Source organism: Paraburkholderia sp. EG286A (assembly GCF_040965375.1).
Classification (GTDB): Bacteria; Pseudomonadota; Gammaproteobacteria; order Burkholderiales; family Burkholderiaceae; genus Paraburkholderia.
Map to the genome: position 1 here is coordinate 243195 of NZ_JBFRCB010000005.1, position 15855 is coordinate 259049.

Sequence of the window (15855 nt, forward strand, 5' to 3'; positions counted from 1 at the left end):
TCGATTGCACATTTGGGCAGCGGGCTTCGTCATAGCGGCGGCGCTTGCGTCGCCCGCGTACGCCGACTGGCGGCTCGCGAGCACCGATGCACCCGTCGGCGTCGTGCGCGGCGCGAACGTGACATCGGCAGCGGCGGGCGACACCTTGCGCGACGGCGACCTGCTCGAATCGCGCGAAGGCGTGGCGCATCTGCAGGACGAGCACGGCACGCTCGTCGCGCTCGGTCCGCGAACTCGCGCGATGCTCATGGCCGACACCCATGTCGCCTTGCTCAGCGGCTGGCTGAAGATCGCCGCAGCCGTGTGCGCAAGCGCGCGTTGCGCCCAGGTCCGCGTGGACATGGAACCCGGCGCGCTCGATATTGGAGCGAGCGCGGCAGCGATCATCGCTGGGCCCGATGACACGCAAACGGTCAACGTATTCAGTGAAACCGGCACGCAGACCTTCGCGGCCAAGCCGCCTACGCCGATACCAACCGGCCGCTTCGCGAGCATCGGCAGCCCCGGCCATGTGCAGATCTCGGCGCGCCCCACCGACGCTTTCGTCACGGGCATGCCGGTCGCGTTTCGCGACGCCTTGCAGCCGCTCGCCGTCGCCAGGCCCGCACACATTGCGCCGCCCTCGCACGCCGCGACTTACGACGACATCGCGCCGTGGCTGGACAGCAAGCTGCCCGCGCGCAAGAGCTTTCCCGCACGTTTTCGCTCGCGTCTGACCGATCGTGCGTTTCGCCACGATGTTCAGGCGCATCTGAACACCCTGCCCGACTGGCGCGTCCTGCTCTATCCGCCCGAACGGCCAGGCGTTCGCAAAGTGCGCTATCCATAAGGCTCGAACCTTCACTGCCATGAAGCCCGGACTCTCGCTCAGCGTCAAATTCAACCTGGTATTCCTGCTCATCTTCGCGATCGCGCTGGTGGTGATCGGCGTGGTCTCCGACCGTCTGCTGCAAAAGCAGGCGCTCGAAGAAACCGCGCACGACGCCAATATCCTCGCGAGCGCCGCGTCGTCGATGCAGAGCTACACGGCGGCGCACGTCACGCCGCTGCTCGCCACGCAGATCAAGTACAGCTTCGTGCCCGAATCGATCCCAGCGTTTTCGGCCATCGAGATGCTCAAGCTGCTGGGGAAGGACTTCCCGAACTTCTCGTACAACGCCACGATGCTCAACCCGACCAATCCGCGCGACCGCCCGACCGACTGGGAGACCGACGTCATCCGCCATCTGCACGATCATCCGGAACTCAAGGAACTGACCGGCCAGCGCGATGCGCCGGGCGGCCGCTCGTTCTTCCTCGCGCGGCCCAGCAGCATTACCGACACCGCCTGCATGCAGTGCCATAGCACGCCGAACGCCGCGCCCGCGACGATGATCGAGAAGTACGGCAGCTCGAACGGCTTCGGCTGGACCATGAACGAGGTGATCGGCGCGGAGTTCGTGTCCGTGCCGATGGCGCAGCCCATCGCGCGCGGGCGCGCCGTCTGGCGCACGTTCATGCTTTCGCTCAGCGCCGTGTTCGCGGTCGTGCTGATCGTGATGAACCTGATGATGCACGTGCTGATCACGCGTCCGATCCGTGCGCTGTCTCGCGCTGCCGACGAAATGAGCCTCGGCAAGCTCGACGCAACAACGCTGCCGACGGGCGGATCGGATGAAATCGCCTCGCTTGCGGTGTCCTTCGGACGCATGCAGACCAGCCTCATCGAAGCGTTCCGCATTCTCGACGAAGAGCAGACGTAAGCGATGTCCCACTCCGTCGACATCCCCACGACCTTCGACCGCTACGTGATCGAGCGCGTGCTCGGACGCGGCGCAATGGGCGTGGTGTATCTGGCTTTCGACCCGCGCATCGAGCGCAAGGTGGCGCTCAAGACCATCGAGCGGCCCGCAGGCGGCGAAACGGATCATGAACTCACCGCGCGCTTTCTGAACGAAGCGCGCGCTGCGGGACGTCTCGCCCATCCGCACATCGTCGCGGTGTACGACTATGGCGAAACGGGAGACACGGCCTTCATCACGATGGAATACGTGCGCGGCGAAACCCTCGCAGCGCATCTCGCGCTGCACGCGCGCGCGGGCACGCAGATGAATCCGCTGGCCGCCCTGCGCTGGTTCGCGCAACTGCTCGATGCACTCGACTACGCGCACGGCTCAGGCATCGTGCATCGCGACATCAAGCCCGCCAATCTGCTGATCTCGCCGCGCGGCGAATGCAAGGTCGCGGACTTCGGCATCGCGCAGCTCGACACGTCCAAGCTCACGCAAACCGGCACGCTGCTCGGCACGCCGAGCTATATGTCGCCGGAACAGTTCACCGGCGACGCCGTAGATGCACGCTCCGATCTCTTCAGCGCCGCCGTCGTGCTCTACGAAATGCTTACCGGCGTGTGCCCGTTCGCGGGCACGCCGGGCGCCGTGATGCGCAAGATTCTCGACGACATGCCGCCGCCCCCTTCCGCGCTCGCGCCCGGCTTGCCTGCGTATGTAGACGCCCTGGTGATGAAGGGCATGGAAAAGCGCCCCCAGATGCGCTACGCCGGCGCGCGCGCATGGCGCGATACGCTGCTTGCGGCACTCTCTGCCGATGCCCATGAGGATGCCGAACGAACCGTTCTCGCGCATGCGGCCTTCGAAGCGCCGATCCCCACGCCGCCGACGCAGACCCCGCTCGACCCCGAACTCGTCGCGCACCTGGAGAAGCGCCTCGCGAGCCATGTCGGGCCCGTGGCGTCGCTGCTGGTGCGGCGGGCGTGTGTAGGCGCGACGAACATCGATACGCTGCGCGAACGCCTGAGCGCCCACTTGCCCACCGACGACGCGCGGCGCGACTTCGATTCGCTGTTGATTCCGGTGGGCGCCGGTGCGCCGCGCGCGACCGGCGCGCAGACCATCAGCGCCGAAAGCGTCAACGAAGCCACCTCGCGCCTCTCGACGCTTCTCGGCCCCATCGCCCGTATCGTGGCGCGCCGCGCCGCCACCCACGCCACCGATCTGCGCGCCTTCCACGCGCAACTGCTCGACGCCGTGCCGGAGCCGCACCGCGAAGCGCTGCGCCGCGAATGGGGCATCGACGGCGACTAGTCCGCGATGTCGTACGCGTCGAGCAGATCCACGAACACACGTGCATCTAGCGCACCTTCGTGCCGATGCATCACGCCGTCCGACTGAGTCCACCACATACTGGCGCCTTCGCTGGATGCCAACGCGACTGGCTGTTCGCGTAGCGCAGCGAGCTTCGACTCGAATGCCGTGAGCGAAAACGAAGGCGCCAGCGTGGACAGGGCCAGTGCGCTTGCCTCGTCGTGCCAGCGCGAATCGATGGCGCGCGCTCCGCTTTCGATCCGCCGCGCGATCACGAATGGGAAATAGCGCCCCACGGCGTCGATGCCGGGCATGAGCACGCCGGTGCAGGCGCAGTCGTCGATCACGGAGGGCGGCGCCGAAAAGCGCCACACGGGCATCTCCAGATAGCGCTCGAGCCAGTCTCCGGCATGGCGCTCGCGCGCGGCCAGCAGGCCGCGCTGCAGCCACGCGTCCCAACGGCCGACGAAAGCCGCGGAAAGGCCGCGTCCGACGAAATCGCCATGCGTGCGGACCTTGCCGTAAAAGCCGGCGTCGATTCGATCATCTGCGTTCATAGCGTGGCCGGACAACGAAAGCCATTGAGCACGCCCGCGCGCAACGGATTGTTCACGCTGCCGGCCACGAGCGCGAGCGTGACCTTGCCGCCGTCGAATGTGGCGTTGAAATGATCGGCCTGTCCGGCCTGCTCGATGCGCGCTGCGTCGAGCAGATGGAACAGCGCCCAGGGCCCTTCCGCGCGAGGCGGCGGCGCAGCCGCGGGGTCGAGTTCGACATGCGCCTGCCCCGTGCCCTTCCCGCTCGGCCACTGGAACGCGGCGGTGGCGTTGGGCGCATCGCTCGTCGCGCTCAGCTGCGTGCCGTCGATATCGAGCACGAAGCGCTTCACCGATGGATCGAGCGAGACCACCTTCGCCGAGAAGCGCACGGACACGTCGTGACCGCCGTCGCGGAACAAGGCGTCCCGCAAGGTCGCCGCACGCTGGAACGCCACCGGCACATCGTCAGGAATACCGAGTGATTTCGCCTCGGGCCGCCACTTCCATACCGTGCCGGACGTATCCACGCGATTCTGCAGATTCTTCTGGAAGAACGCGTCGATCAGGCCGCCCGGCGCCAGCACGCGCGCGAAGTCGTCGGGCGCGGCGTCGCGCGTCGAGGTCCTCACGAGCGGGTAGCGGCCGTCGAGCGCCTGCCTGCACGCGGGCGCGACCGTCGTGGCCCAGAGCGTCTGCAACTGCGCACGCTGGCCCTGGATCTGCACGGTATCGGCGTTGCCCGCTACGCCTTGCAGCACCGCTGCGAGCGGCGCGGGCGCGTTCTGCGAGAGCAGCTTCAGGTGGTCGAGCGGGCCCGTGGCGGGCGGCGGCAGCGACTGCCTGCGTGCCGTGTCTTCGGCCTGCAGGGTCGCTGCGGCGTCCTTGAGAGCGTTGATGTATTCGTCGAGCACCGCGCCCGCCAGATCGTGCAGCACCTGAAAATGCGTATCGACGGGCGTCGGCGCGGCGGGCTGCTCCGCCTGCGCGCCGATGCGGTTCTTGAGCGCGTCGAGCTTGCCGGGCGCCGGGGCCGGCGGCGTGAAGGTCGTTTCGCGCGCAACGCCCTGGATCAGCGCGCGCAACGGCGAATTCGCCGAGCCGAGCAGGTTCGCGATGCGCGCACCCTGATCCGGCGCGCTGAACGGCACGACGGCGATATCGGCAAGCAACGCGTCCCACTGGCGGATCGCCTCCTCGCTGTAGAGCCGCGTCAGCGCCGCGCGCAATGCCTCAGTGCTTTGCGCATCCGTATGCGTCTGGCCCGCGCCGAGCACCCAGTCGTCCTTCGACAGATTGGCGAGCGCCGCTTCGCGCAAACGCACGAACGCGTCGAAGCCCGCACGCGTGTAGGCACCCTCGATGCCTTGCGTGAGCGGCGCGCCGCTGCGTCTCACGAACACGATCTGCCCGCTCGGCCCCGCCGCCTTCGCCACGGTGAAATCTGCCAGGCGCAGTTGTGCGAGTTGCTGATCGATACGACCGGTCAGGCGCTGCGCGAGCGGCACCCGGTTGAGCACGGCGCGCGCCTGCGCGATCAGGTTCTGATCGAGCGGCAAGTTCGAATCGAACTCGCCACGCCGGAACAGCGCCTGCAAATGCTGCTCGATGTCCGCGCGCTGCGCGTCGCTCGCGTCTTTCATCGAACCTGTTCGCCAGGTACGCAGTGCCCAAACCTGCAGCGCGTCCGGGTCGAAATGCGTCGGGTCGCCCAGCATCAGGTACGCGCGCAGGGCTTCGTAGAGCGTGGCGGGATCTTCCGCGCTGCCGCGGCGAAGCTGGTCCTCCATGCTTTGCACGACGATCGGCAGCAAGGTCTGCCGCAACAGGCGCTGGTACACACGCTGCGCTTCCAGGCCGAGCTTCTCGCGCTGATCGAGGCCCAGGTGCGCCCACCACGGCGTGTCACGCGAAGCGCGCTCCGCTTCACCACCGGGGAGATCGCGCGCCGCGTCGAGCAGCGGCAGGACCGTAAGCGGACTGTCGCCCGCGCTGGTCTTCTTCGCAAGCTCGGCGAGCGCGGCGATCTGCTGACGGCTTGCATCGACGAAACGGCGATTCGCGCGGTCGCTCGCGAACAGGGCGATCAGCCCCGCCGCCAGCAACACGGCGATGCCTGCGATCGCTGCCTGCTGAATGCGCGCGCGCCGCCGCACGGCGCGCGGATCGCTGCCCGCGATGCCCTGCTCGGCGAAAATCACGTCGCGCAGCAGCCGCTTGACGAAATACGCGCGCCCGCTCGATGCGTCCGCCATCACGACCTCGCGGCTCAAACCCAACGATGCCGCCATCGCGCTCATCATGCGGTCGAGTGGACGTCCGCTCTGCGTGCCGCTCGTGAAGTACACGCCGCGCAGCGACGGCGCGCGCGCAAAACGAGACTCGCCGAATGCCTCTTCGAGAAACCGCCGCAACGCGCGCTCGATGCCCGCGAACTGCTGCGGGAATGCATAGATCAGCGCGCGACGCCGCACGTCGGTTTCCTGCTGCATGCGTTGCAGCACGCGGCCTTGCAGTTGTGCATGCAACAGACCGAACTCTTCGGAGAACCGCGCGAGCGGCGCACTGCCTTCGCCGGCCTCGTTCTCCGACGCGAGCGGGAACGTCATGCCCCAGACCTGCTCGCGCTCGTCGCGCCCGAAGTCGTCGAAATACTCGGAGAAGCCTGCGAGCATGTCGGTTTTCGTCACGACGACGTACACCGGCAGGTGCACACCGAGTTGCTGGTTTAGTTCGGCAAGTCGCTCGCGGATTGCAGCGGCATAGGTGGCGCGCTCGGCGTCGGACTGTTGCAGCAGATCGGCGGCCGATACCACGGCCATCACGCCGTCGAGCGGACGGCGCGGCCGGTACTTGCGCAGCAGCCCGAGAAAACCGAGCCATGCGCCGCGATCGGCCTGCTCGTGGCTGTCCTGCGTGGTGAAGCGGCCGGCAGTGTCGAGCAGCACGGCGTGGTCCGTGAACCACCAGTCGCAGTTGCGCGTGCCGCCCACGCCGCCCACCGCCTGCGCGCCGAGCCGGTCCGCGAGCGGGAAGCGCAGCCCCGAGTGCGCCAGCGCGGTTGTCTTGCCCGCGCCCGGCGCGCCGACGAACAGATACCACGGCAAGTCGTAGAGCGTCTCGCGGCACGGGGCGAGCCACGCGAACACGCGCCGCATGCCGCGCGCCCCGCCAGCAGGCGCGCGCGACTCGCGCAGTGTCTTCAGCGCCGCCTCGAAGCGCGTGCGCAGTACCGCGACGTCGGCATCGGCGGCCTTGCGCGCGGGGTCCGGTGCGTGCTTCGCGGGGTCGAGCGCATCGGCCACGAGGCTCTGCACGAACGTCGAACTGGCGATGCGCGCCTTGGCAAACCGGACGCCCCAATAGAGCGCCCAGCACGCGAGGATGAACGCGATCACGGCCCAGCGCCTGGCGCTGCTCTCGAGCGGCGCCGAGCCATTGAACGCCACGAGCGGCCCTTCGAACCAGACCAGCGCGCAAAGCGCCAGTACGCCCGCAAACGTCACGACAGCGGGCCTTTTGAACCACTGGATCCACTTCATGGCGCGGCTCCCGGCGCAAGAATGGCGATGGTCACGCGGCGGTTGCGCGCGCGGCCCGCCGCGGTGTCGTTCGAAGCGACCGGCTCGGTATCGCCGCGGCCTTCGGCGCTCACACGCGCAGGGTCCGCGAGATGCGCCGCGAGGATCGCGCGCACCGTCTCCGCGCGCGCCTGCGAGAGCGCGACGTTGGAAGGAAAGCGCGCCGACACGATGCGCTGGTCGTCCGTATGCCCGATCACGACGACATTGCCCGGCTTGTCCGCCAGCGCCTCGCCGATGCGCTGCACGAGCGGCACGAAACGCGGGTCGAGTTCGGCGCTGCCGGACGCGAAGATCTGCGTGCCTTCGGCGCTGTTGTTGATGGTCACGGTCGTGCGGTCCCCCGATTCGCCGACCGTGACCAGCCCTTGCGCGATTTCCGGCGCGAGAAAGCCATCGAGCGCCGACGCGAACTTCGGCGCAGCCTGCGTCTTGGCCGCGAGCACGGGCGCGGGCGCCACGCGAATCCCGCGCATCGCCTCGAACACCGGGTCGGAGAACGCGTTGATGCGCAGCCCGAGCACGAGGCTCGTCGCCATCAGCACGAGGGCCGCGAGCGCCAGCGCGACCCACAGCGGCACGAAACCCAGCGTCCGTTCGCGCGCCTGCTCCGCGGGTTGCCAATGCGGCGACAGCGCGCGCTCGACCGGGCCGCGTTGCGCGCGGATCATCTGTTCGAGGCGTTCGCGAATCTCGTCGAGCTGACGCTTGCCGCCTTCGATGAGCCGGTAGCGCCCGTCGAAGCCAAGCGCGAGCATCACGTAGATCAGTTCGAGCAGGTCGATATCGGCAGCGGGGGTTTGCGCGAGCCGCTGCAACATGACGAACAGCCGCTCGCCGCCGGAGGCCTCGTTGTGAAACGTCACGAGCAGGCTCCTGCGGCCCCAGACTCCCGCGCCCCACGGCGTCGCCGCGATGGCCTCGTCGATGAAGGTGCACAGGCAATAGCGCGCCGGGCCGAGCTGCGCGTCGGGCACGCCGAACGCGCGGCCGTCGGCTTCGAAGCGGCGCACCATCTGGATCAGCTGCGCGCGCAGCGTGTCGAGGTCCGGGTGGCTCGGCAGGCGGCGCAGCGGCAGCGCGAGTTCCAGCAACGGATTGGCCGCGCGCAGCAGCGGGTTGCGCCCGGCGATCGCGGCATCGAGCGGCGCGAGCGCGGGCCCGGCGGCTTGCGGCTTGCGCGGCGGCGCGGGTTCGGCTTCGGCGCCGGCCGCGCGCTCGCGCTTGCGCCCCGGCGTCGGCATGCGGATCGTGCGCGCCGCGTCGAGATAGTCCGCGTCGTCGAGCGGCGCGTTCGTGCTATCGGTCATGGCAAGGGTCCTCGATGCGAGACTTCAATGACGGATGGCCCAGAGTTCCATCGCGAGCCCCGGGAACTCGCCCGCCACGTGCAGCGCCATGCCCGCGGAAGCCGCCAGCGTTGCCCACGCTTCGTTGTGGTCGTCGAGTTCGAAATAGCTGTAGCCCGCATGGAACGGCAACTGGCGCGGCGCGACCGCCAGCGCGCGCAACGCGATGCCTGGCAGCTGCAGGTTCACGAGATCGCGGATCTTTTCGATGCTGCCGATCTTCACCTGGCTCGTGAACGCGGAAATCAGCGTGCCGGCCGGCACCTGCGCCCGCACCGCGAGCACGAAGGTCGCGCCGGCAAAGAGCGTGCGGTCCGCGACCCGCGCCACCCGCAAGCCATATTTGCGTTCTTCGAGCGCAATCGCCACGACCTGCGGATCGGCGACGCGCGAGAGCGCGAGCCGCAGCGCATCGATCACGGGCTCGAACGTCTCCTTGAGCCGGTCGTGCCGGTAGGCCGCGAACGTGGGCGGCCGCCGCCCCGCCTGGCTGAAGGTGGCCAGTTCGCCCGCCAGCGCGATGCACGACTGATAGAACGCTTCGGGATGCAAACCATCCATCGCATTGAAGTGCGTGACGAGCGGCTGCGCGCGATTGACGATCTGCAGCAGCAGGAAATCGGCGATTTCGGCCATGCCCGCGCCATCGGGTTGGGCGAGGCGCCCGGCGAGCGCTTCGCCGCGCTGCTGAAGCAGGCCGCCCAGTTCGGTCGAGAAGCGCGCGAGGCGGCCAGCCACGCGATAGTCCAGGCACGGCGCGCAGTAGTCGTCGTCGAGTACGACGCGGCCATCGCTACGGCGCTCGACCACGTGCGCCACGCCCGCGCACGCATGCGCATTGGCCACCTCGGGCGCGAGCGCGAGGCGCAGGCGCAGCTTGCCGATCTGCAGCAACGTGCTGGGCGCGTCGGCGTCGTTGCTGTCGTGCACTTCGAAGTCTCCCGCGCCGTAACGCGCGAGATCGTCGGCGTGCCCGTCGCCGCCCGACTCGGGCGCGCCGGCGCGGCGCACCGGCAGCGCGAGCATCACCGTGACGTTCGCGGCGTTTTCGGGAATATCGAGCGGTTCGGGCAGATCGTCGTCCGCGGGCAGGTTGAACGGCGTGCCGTCGGGCAGCACGCCTGCCGCCGCGCGCAACGCCAGTTTGCCGAGCTTGAGCAGCGCCTCGTCGATCTCCAGCGTCGTGAATCCCCAGCCATAGGCGCGCAGGCCGTTCACGCGGCCCGCGAGCAGCGCCTCGACGTGCCGGTCGTGCTGCTGGAGATGCTGCGGCTGAAGGAACATGCCCTCAGACCAGATGACTCTGTTGTTCCAGTACATGCTATGACTCAATCCTTCGGAAATTGCAGCGCGTCGAGCTGTGCCTGATAGGCGCGGCCGAACGGTTCGCCAAAGCGCTGCTGGAAATCGTCGCCCGCGTCGCGCGACACCTGCTCCCACGTCTTCACGAAGCGCTGCCACAGGCGCGCCCGGCGATTGCCGACGAGCGCCTCGAGGCCGGAGGGCGCATCGAGCGAGCGCTCGATCGCGGCGGGGTCGAGGCGCGCCATGGCGTCGTCGAACGCGGCGCGCATGCCGGCGACGAGCGCGAGTTCGTGCGCCTGGATATCGCGGTAGGCGGCGCGCAAGGCTTCGTCCGGCGCGAGATAGCCGCGCCCGGGCGCGCCCAGCATTTGCGTCAAGGCGCGGTCTGCGTCGGGGAAGAACTTCAGCGGGTTGTTGTCGCGCGCCTCGATCATCGTCATCGCCATGCGGGCCTCGCGGCGCGCCATCGCACGCGAGCGCAATACGCTCATCGTGCCCTCCGTGGCTTCGCGCAACAGCGCACCGGTAAGGCGCGCGACTTCCGGCGCGCTCAGGTGGGCGACATCGGCGGGCGCGATGCCGAGGCCCTCCAGCAATGCGTCGAGCACCGCGGAATCGTCCGCGCGCCGGGCCGCGGGGCGCGTCTCCGGCACTGCGGAATCGTCCGCGCGCGGGGCTGCGGGGCGCGTCTCCGGCGTCGCGACGCGCGCGTCCTCGGACCGGTGTACCGGTAGCGCAGCCAGCGCTTTTTCCGGCGACACATGCTCGAAACTGCGTGAGGGCGCGGCAGGTTCGCGCGCCACCCGCGCGGGCGCGTCGCGCAACGGGTCGGCGGCGCCCAGCACGTCCAGCAGCGCCTGATTCGCATCGCCGCCGAAATGGCCCGGTTCGCGCAGCAGCGGCGTCGCCGCGAGCGGGTCGGGCGTGAACGGCGCGTCGTCGCGCAGGGGATGCGGCGTGCCGGAAGCGCGCGGCGCATCCCAGTCGTCGGGGATGAGCGGCGGGCCCGGCGGCGCCTCGAACTCCGGCGTGCCCGGCAGGCTCGCCGCAGGCGGCTGCGTGGGCGTGGGTTGCGTCATCAGCGTTTGATCGATGGGCGCCCAGCTTTCCTCGCCTTTTTCGAGCGAAACCGCAAGCGTATAAGCGCCGATCCCGATCTGGTCGCCATCGGACAACACCGCCTCGCGCGAGCCGTTCAGCGCCTCGCCGTTCAGGAGCGTCGGGTTGCTGCCGGCATCGACCAGCACGTAAGTGTTCCCACGGCGTTCGATGCTCGCCTGCATGCGCGAAATACCACGTTGCGCGTCGTTCAGCACCACCGTGCTTTCCGGCGCGCGGCCAATGGTTGCGCGCTCATCGATCTCCATGGTTTGTGGCGCGGCGTGCTCGCCGGCTTCGCCGCCCTCTACAGTCAGCGTCAATCTCACGGGGCCTCCTGATTGCGAATCTTGCTCGTGCCGTCGTCGGCGTCGCGCGGCGGCCTGGGCGGCGCGGGCGGCACGGCAAGCGGCACCGGCGGCACGCCCGGGCCGAGCGGAATCGGAAAGCTCGACATCTCGATCGTTTCCGGGCCGATGAGGATGTACGCCGCCCCCGCGCGCAGCGCGATGGTCGCGCTCGCCTCGATCTCCACGGCCGCGCCCGCCTTGATGTGCACGGCCGCGCCGGCGTCGAGCGAATACGCCTCGCCCACGAACTGCGCATGCGTCGTCATGCTCGCCGCCGAGACGCTGCCAAGCACACGCGACGTGCTGCTGCCCAGCACCGAATCGTTGCGCGCGCCGCGCGTCTCGCGAAACTCGCCGCCGCCGACGCGCAGATGCCGCTCGCCAGTGACGTTCATCAGCGCGTCGTGCTTGACCCACGTTTCGTGATCGCGCTCGGCGTGAAAGAACATCTGCTCGCCGCCCTTGCGGTCGTCGAAGCGGACTTCGTTGTAGCCGTTGCCGCCTTTCGTCGACTGGCTCTTGAGCGTGGACACCGCGCTCTGCGCGGGCAGGTCGTACGGCGGCATGTTGGTCGAGTTGTAGACCGCGCCGACGATCACAGGCCGGTCGGGATCGCCTTCGATGAAATCCACCAGCACCTCCTGGCCGATACGCGGCAGGCACATCGCCCCCCAGCGCCGGTTCGCCCAGCCCTGCGCGACGCGCACCCAGCAGCGATCGAGCCGATCCGCGCCGCCTGCCTGCGAAAGCTGCTCCCAGTGGAACTGCACTTTCACGCGCCCGTATTTGTCCGTGAGAATCTCCTCGCCCGGCGGGCCGATCACGACCGCGGTCTGCGGGCCCGCCGCGCGAGGTATGGGCGTGATGCGCGGCGAACGGAACGAGTTGTCGCTGCGAATCGCCCTGAAATGGCTGTCGAACAGCGGCTGCGTGGGGTCGTTCGTGGAGACGTAGGCATCCGATACGATCTCGGCCTGATTCTCGATCACGAGATACTGGCGGTTCTGCGCGCCGCCCGGATGATCGCGCAGCCCGAACAACCCGCCCGCCGCGATGCCGCGCGCGGTGGTACGCCCTTCCATCGCGTCGTTCTGCGTTTGATGGATCTCCACGTTGATGCGCGCGAGCCGCTCGCCGTCGCCCGCTTTCAGATGTCCGCTCAGATGCTCCTGCATCAGATAGCGCGGCGGATCGTAGGGTGCGCTGCGTGTCGCGCGCGAAACGAGCCCTTCGCTGTTGCTCACCGAGGCCTTTTCGAAGTCGTAGTCGTTGACTTCGTAGCGCCCCGTTTCGAGCGTCGCGCCCGCGTGCCAGCGATAGACGCATTCTTCGTCGGGTTCCGGCGTGTCCCAGCCCTGAAACGGCACCGACTCGTAGTGCGCGATGGGCCGATGCTCCGCGCCGGAATCGGCCAGCACGAGCGTATGCTTGCCGCCTGCGTGTTCGAAGAAGTAATGCATGCCTTCGCGTTCCATGAGGCGGCTCACGAAGTCGAAATCCGGCTCGCGATACTGCACGCAATGGTCGAGCGGCGGATAGCTCGCCGTGCATGCGTTGCGAAAGTCGATGTCGTACGATTCCAGCACCTGCGCGACGATTTGCGGCGCCGTGCGCTGATGAAAGAAGCGCCGGTGCGAAGCGCGCGTGAGCAGCCACAGGCGCGGATGCACGACCGCCTCGTAGCGCGCCATGCGGTTCTTCGTGGCGTCGCCGGGTGCGAGCAGACGCAGTGTCGTGACGATGCCGTTGAACTCGCGCGACCCGCCCGCCGGATAATCGAGCGTCACGGAAAGGTTCTGCCCGAGCACCGCACCCGGATCGATATCGTTGTGCAGGCTCAGAAATGCGATCTCGAAGCGGCTCAGGCGTCCCAGCGCCTCGCTCGTCGACATGCGCAGAAACACCGCGTCGTCGCCGAGCGCCGCACAGGTCATGCGCACATGGCGGTCAGTCGAAGGCATAGCCGAACTCCTCGCCCTCGACGCTCACGTGCACACGCGCAAGCGCTTTGCCGTCCATCACGCGTGCAAGATACTCGGTGCTGATGCGCGGCAGCACGCTGTTGGTGAGGATGGCGTCGATCATGCGGCCGCCGCTATCCATGCGGGTGCAGCGCTGGGCAATTTGCGCCACCACGCTCTCGTCATACGTGAACGGCACGCCGTGCGTGAGCGTCACGCGCTCGGCCACGCGGCCGAGTTGCAGCCGGATGATGGCGCTCAGCATGTCGCTGGAAAGCGGGTAATACGGAATGGTCACCAGACGCCCGAGCAACGCGGGCGGGAACGTCTCCAGCAACTGCGCGTGGAGTTCGCGTTCGATCACCTCCATCGGCGGGTTCGTGCGCGGATCGCGGCACAGTTGCGCAATGCACTCGGTGCCCGCGTTGGTCGTGAGCAGAATGAGCGTATTGCGGAAGTCGATGGAACGGCCTTCACTGTCGTCCATGCGGCCTTTGTCGAAGACCTGGAAGAACAGTTCGTGCACGTCCGGATGCGCCTTCTCCACTTCGTCGAGCAGCACGACGCTGTGCGGCCGCCGGCGCACCGCTTCGGTCAGCACGCCGCCCTCGCCGAAACCCACGTAACCCGGCGGCGCGCCCTTGAGCAGCGACACCGTGTGCGCTTCCTGGTACTCGCTCATGTTGATGGTGATGAGGTTCTGCTCGCCGCCGTAGAGCGCCTCGGCGAGCGCGAGCGCCGTCTCGGTCTTGCCCACGCCGGACGTGCCCGCGAGCAGAAACACGCCGACGGGCTTGTCCGGATCGTCGAGACCGGCGCGCGAAGTCTGCACGCGCCGCGCGATCATTTGTGTAGCATGCTGCTGGCCGATGATGCGGCGGTCGAGCACCTCGTTCAGGCGCAACACATTGCCGATCTCGTTCTTCAGCATGTTGAGCACGGGCACGCCGGTCCAGTCCTGCACGACCGCCGCCACCGCATGACGGTCCACGCCCGGCAGCACGAGCGGCGCGTCGCCCTGATGCGCGGCGAGCTGCGCCTGGCGTTCGCGCAACGCGGCCAGATCGGCGTGCGGTGCGCCCTCCCGCAGCGCCTCGCGGCGCACGAGGATGTCCTCGACCATCTCGCGCTCCACCTGCCAGCGCGCGTGCAGATCGGCAAGGCGCGCGGTTTCGGTTTGCAATGCCGCCGCCGCGGCATCGCGACGTGCCGCCGTATCGATGCCGATCGCCGTTTCGCGCCCGATCACCTCCAGCTCCGTGTTGAGCGCATCGATACGCCGTTGCGCGTCGTCGACGGCAGGCGGCGTGGCGTGCTGGCTCACCGCAACGCGTGCACATGCGGTATCGAGCAGGCTCACCGACTTGTCCGGCAGTTGCCGCGCGGGCAGATAGCGATGCGAGAGCTTCACCGCCGCCTCGATCGCCTCGTCGAGCACCTGCACGCCGTGATGCGTTTCGAGCGCGGCGGCCAGGCCCCGCATCATCGTCACGGCGCGCGCCTCCTCGGGCTCGTGAACCTGCACGACCTGAAAGCGCCGCGTGAGCGCCGGATCCTTTTCGATGTGCCTGCGGTACTCCGACCACGTCGTCGCCGCGACGGTGCGCACGCTGCCGCGCGCGAGCGCGGGCTTGAGCAGATTCGCCGCGTCGCCGGTGCCCGCCGCGCCGCCCGCGCCGATCAGCGTGTGCGCCTCGTCGATGAAGAGAATCACGGGATGCAGCGCCGCCTGCACGGCCTCCAGCACCTGGCGCAACCGCGCCTCGAATTCGCCTTTCACGCCCGCACCGGCCTGCAGCAACGCAACGTCGAGCGCGCGCAGGCTCACGTCGCGCAGCGCGGGCGGCACGTCGCCCGCCGCGATGCGCAGCGCGAGGCCTTCGACCACCGCCGTCTTGCCGACGCCCGCCTCGCCCGTGAGGATCGGATTGTTCTGCCTGCGCCGCATGAGGATGTCGACGACCTGGCGAATCTCCGCGTCGCGGCCCACCACGGGATCGAGCCGGCCCTCGCGCGCCTGGGCCGTGAGGTCGACGGTGAAGCGCTGCAAGGCGTCGTCGGTGCGATGCGCCGTGTCGGGTTCCTGCGCCACGACAGCCGCCGGCGTCGACGCTTCCGGCGAACCGTCGAGCACGTCGGCAAAGTTCGCGACGAGGTCGTCGAGCTTCACGCGATCGAACTCGCGCGAAATGCCGCGCAATGCGTTGCGCAGCACCGGCGTCTGCAACATGCCGACGAGCACATGCGCGCTGCGCACCTTCGGCGCGTCGAAGAGCAGCGAGGCATAGACCCAGCCGCGCTCCACGGCCTCTTCCAGTTGCGATGCAATATCGCTGACGGACGCCGCCCCGCGCGGCAGCCGGTCGAGCGCCTCGGTCAGATCGCGCGCGAGCGCGGCGGGCTCGATATGGGCGTGGCGGATCACGCGATGCAGGTCCGAATCGGGCATCTGCAGCATCTGATGCAGCCAGTGTGCAAGCTCGACGTACGCGTTGCCGCGCAAGCGGCAGAACGTGGTCGCGCTCTCCATCGCGCCGAAACTGAGCGTATCGAGTTTGCCGAACAGGACGGCGCGGCTGATGTCTGCCATTG

Annotated in this window: 10 protein-coding genes; 3 read left to right on the forward strand and 7 right to left on the reverse strand. The window is 68.6% G+C overall.

All coding sequences use genetic code 11. From position 1 onward, the window contains the following. Window positions 1–4: 4 nt before the first annotated feature. The 3 genes from AB4Y35_RS24300 to AB4Y35_RS24310 are packed head-to-tail and all read left to right on the forward strand — an operon-like array spanning window position 5 to window position 3083. A complete protein-coding gene (locus AB4Y35_RS24300) occupies window positions 5–829 on the forward strand; it encodes a hypothetical protein (protein ID WP_368706318.1) in 825 nt (274 codons plus the stop codon). 19 nt (window positions 830–848) lie between these two features. Then, window positions 849–1742 (forward strand): DUF3365 domain-containing protein, encoded by an 894-nt coding sequence (locus tag AB4Y35_RS24305; protein ID WP_368706319.1) that lies wholly within the window; start codon window positions 849–851, stop codon window positions 1740–1742. A gap of 3 nt (window positions 1743–1745) precedes the next feature. Continuing rightward, window positions 1746–3083, forward strand: coding sequence for a serine/threonine-protein kinase (locus AB4Y35_RS24310; RefSeq protein ID WP_368706320.1), 1338 nt, complete (start codon window positions 1746–1748; stop codon window positions 3081–3083). On the opposite strand, the gene tagF is transcribed toward AB4Y35_RS24310, so the two are convergent. Genes tagF through tssH form a run of 7 tightly spaced genes read right to left on the reverse strand, consistent with a single transcriptional unit; the run spans window position 3080 to window position 15853 of the window. Next, on the reverse strand, window positions 3080–3640 hold the full coding sequence (tagF, locus tag AB4Y35_RS24315; protein ID WP_368706321.1) for a type VI secretion system-associated protein TagF: 561 nt from the start codon (window positions 3638–3640) through the stop codon (window positions 3080–3082). The two genes, AB4Y35_RS24310 and tagF, sit on opposite strands and share 4 nt — an antisense overlap. Further along, a complete protein-coding gene (tssM, locus tag AB4Y35_RS24320; protein WP_368706322.1) occupies window positions 3637–7161 on the reverse strand; it encodes a type VI secretion system membrane subunit TssM in 3525 nt (1174 codons plus the stop codon). Before tssM ends, tagF begins: the two co-directional genes overlap by 4 nt. Continuing rightward, a complete protein-coding gene (gene tssL / locus AB4Y35_RS24325) occupies window positions 7158–8510 on the reverse strand; it encodes a type VI secretion system protein TssL, long form (protein ID WP_368706323.1) in 1353 nt (450 codons plus the stop codon). The genes tssM and tssL overlap by 4 nt, the downstream gene beginning before the upstream one ends. A gap of 24 nt (window positions 8511–8534) precedes the next feature. Further along, window positions 8535–9869, reverse strand: a complete 1335-nt coding sequence (gene tssK, locus AB4Y35_RS24330) for a type VI secretion system baseplate subunit TssK (protein ID WP_368690486.1) — start codon at window positions 9867–9869, stop codon at window positions 8535–8537. An 8-nt stretch (window positions 9870–9877) separates the two neighbouring features. After that, complete coding sequence (gene tagH, locus AB4Y35_RS24335) at window positions 9878–11281, reverse strand: type VI secretion system-associated FHA domain protein TagH (RefSeq protein WP_368706324.1); 1404 nt, start codon at window positions 11279–11281, stop codon at window positions 9878–9880. Continuing rightward, window positions 11278–13263 carry a type VI secretion system Vgr family protein gene (locus AB4Y35_RS24340; RefSeq protein ID WP_368706325.1) on the reverse strand — a complete coding sequence of 662 codons (1986 nt, stop codon included), beginning with the start codon at window positions 13261–13263 and terminating at the stop codon, window positions 11278–11280. The genes tagH and AB4Y35_RS24340 overlap by 4 nt, the downstream gene beginning before the upstream one ends. Further along, window positions 13250–15853, reverse strand: coding sequence for a type VI secretion system ATPase TssH (gene tssH / locus AB4Y35_RS24345; RefSeq protein ID WP_368706326.1), 2604 nt, complete (start codon window positions 15851–15853; stop codon window positions 13250–13252). The genes AB4Y35_RS24340 and tssH overlap by 14 nt, the downstream gene beginning before the upstream one ends. Window positions 15854–15855: the final 2 nt, after the last annotated feature.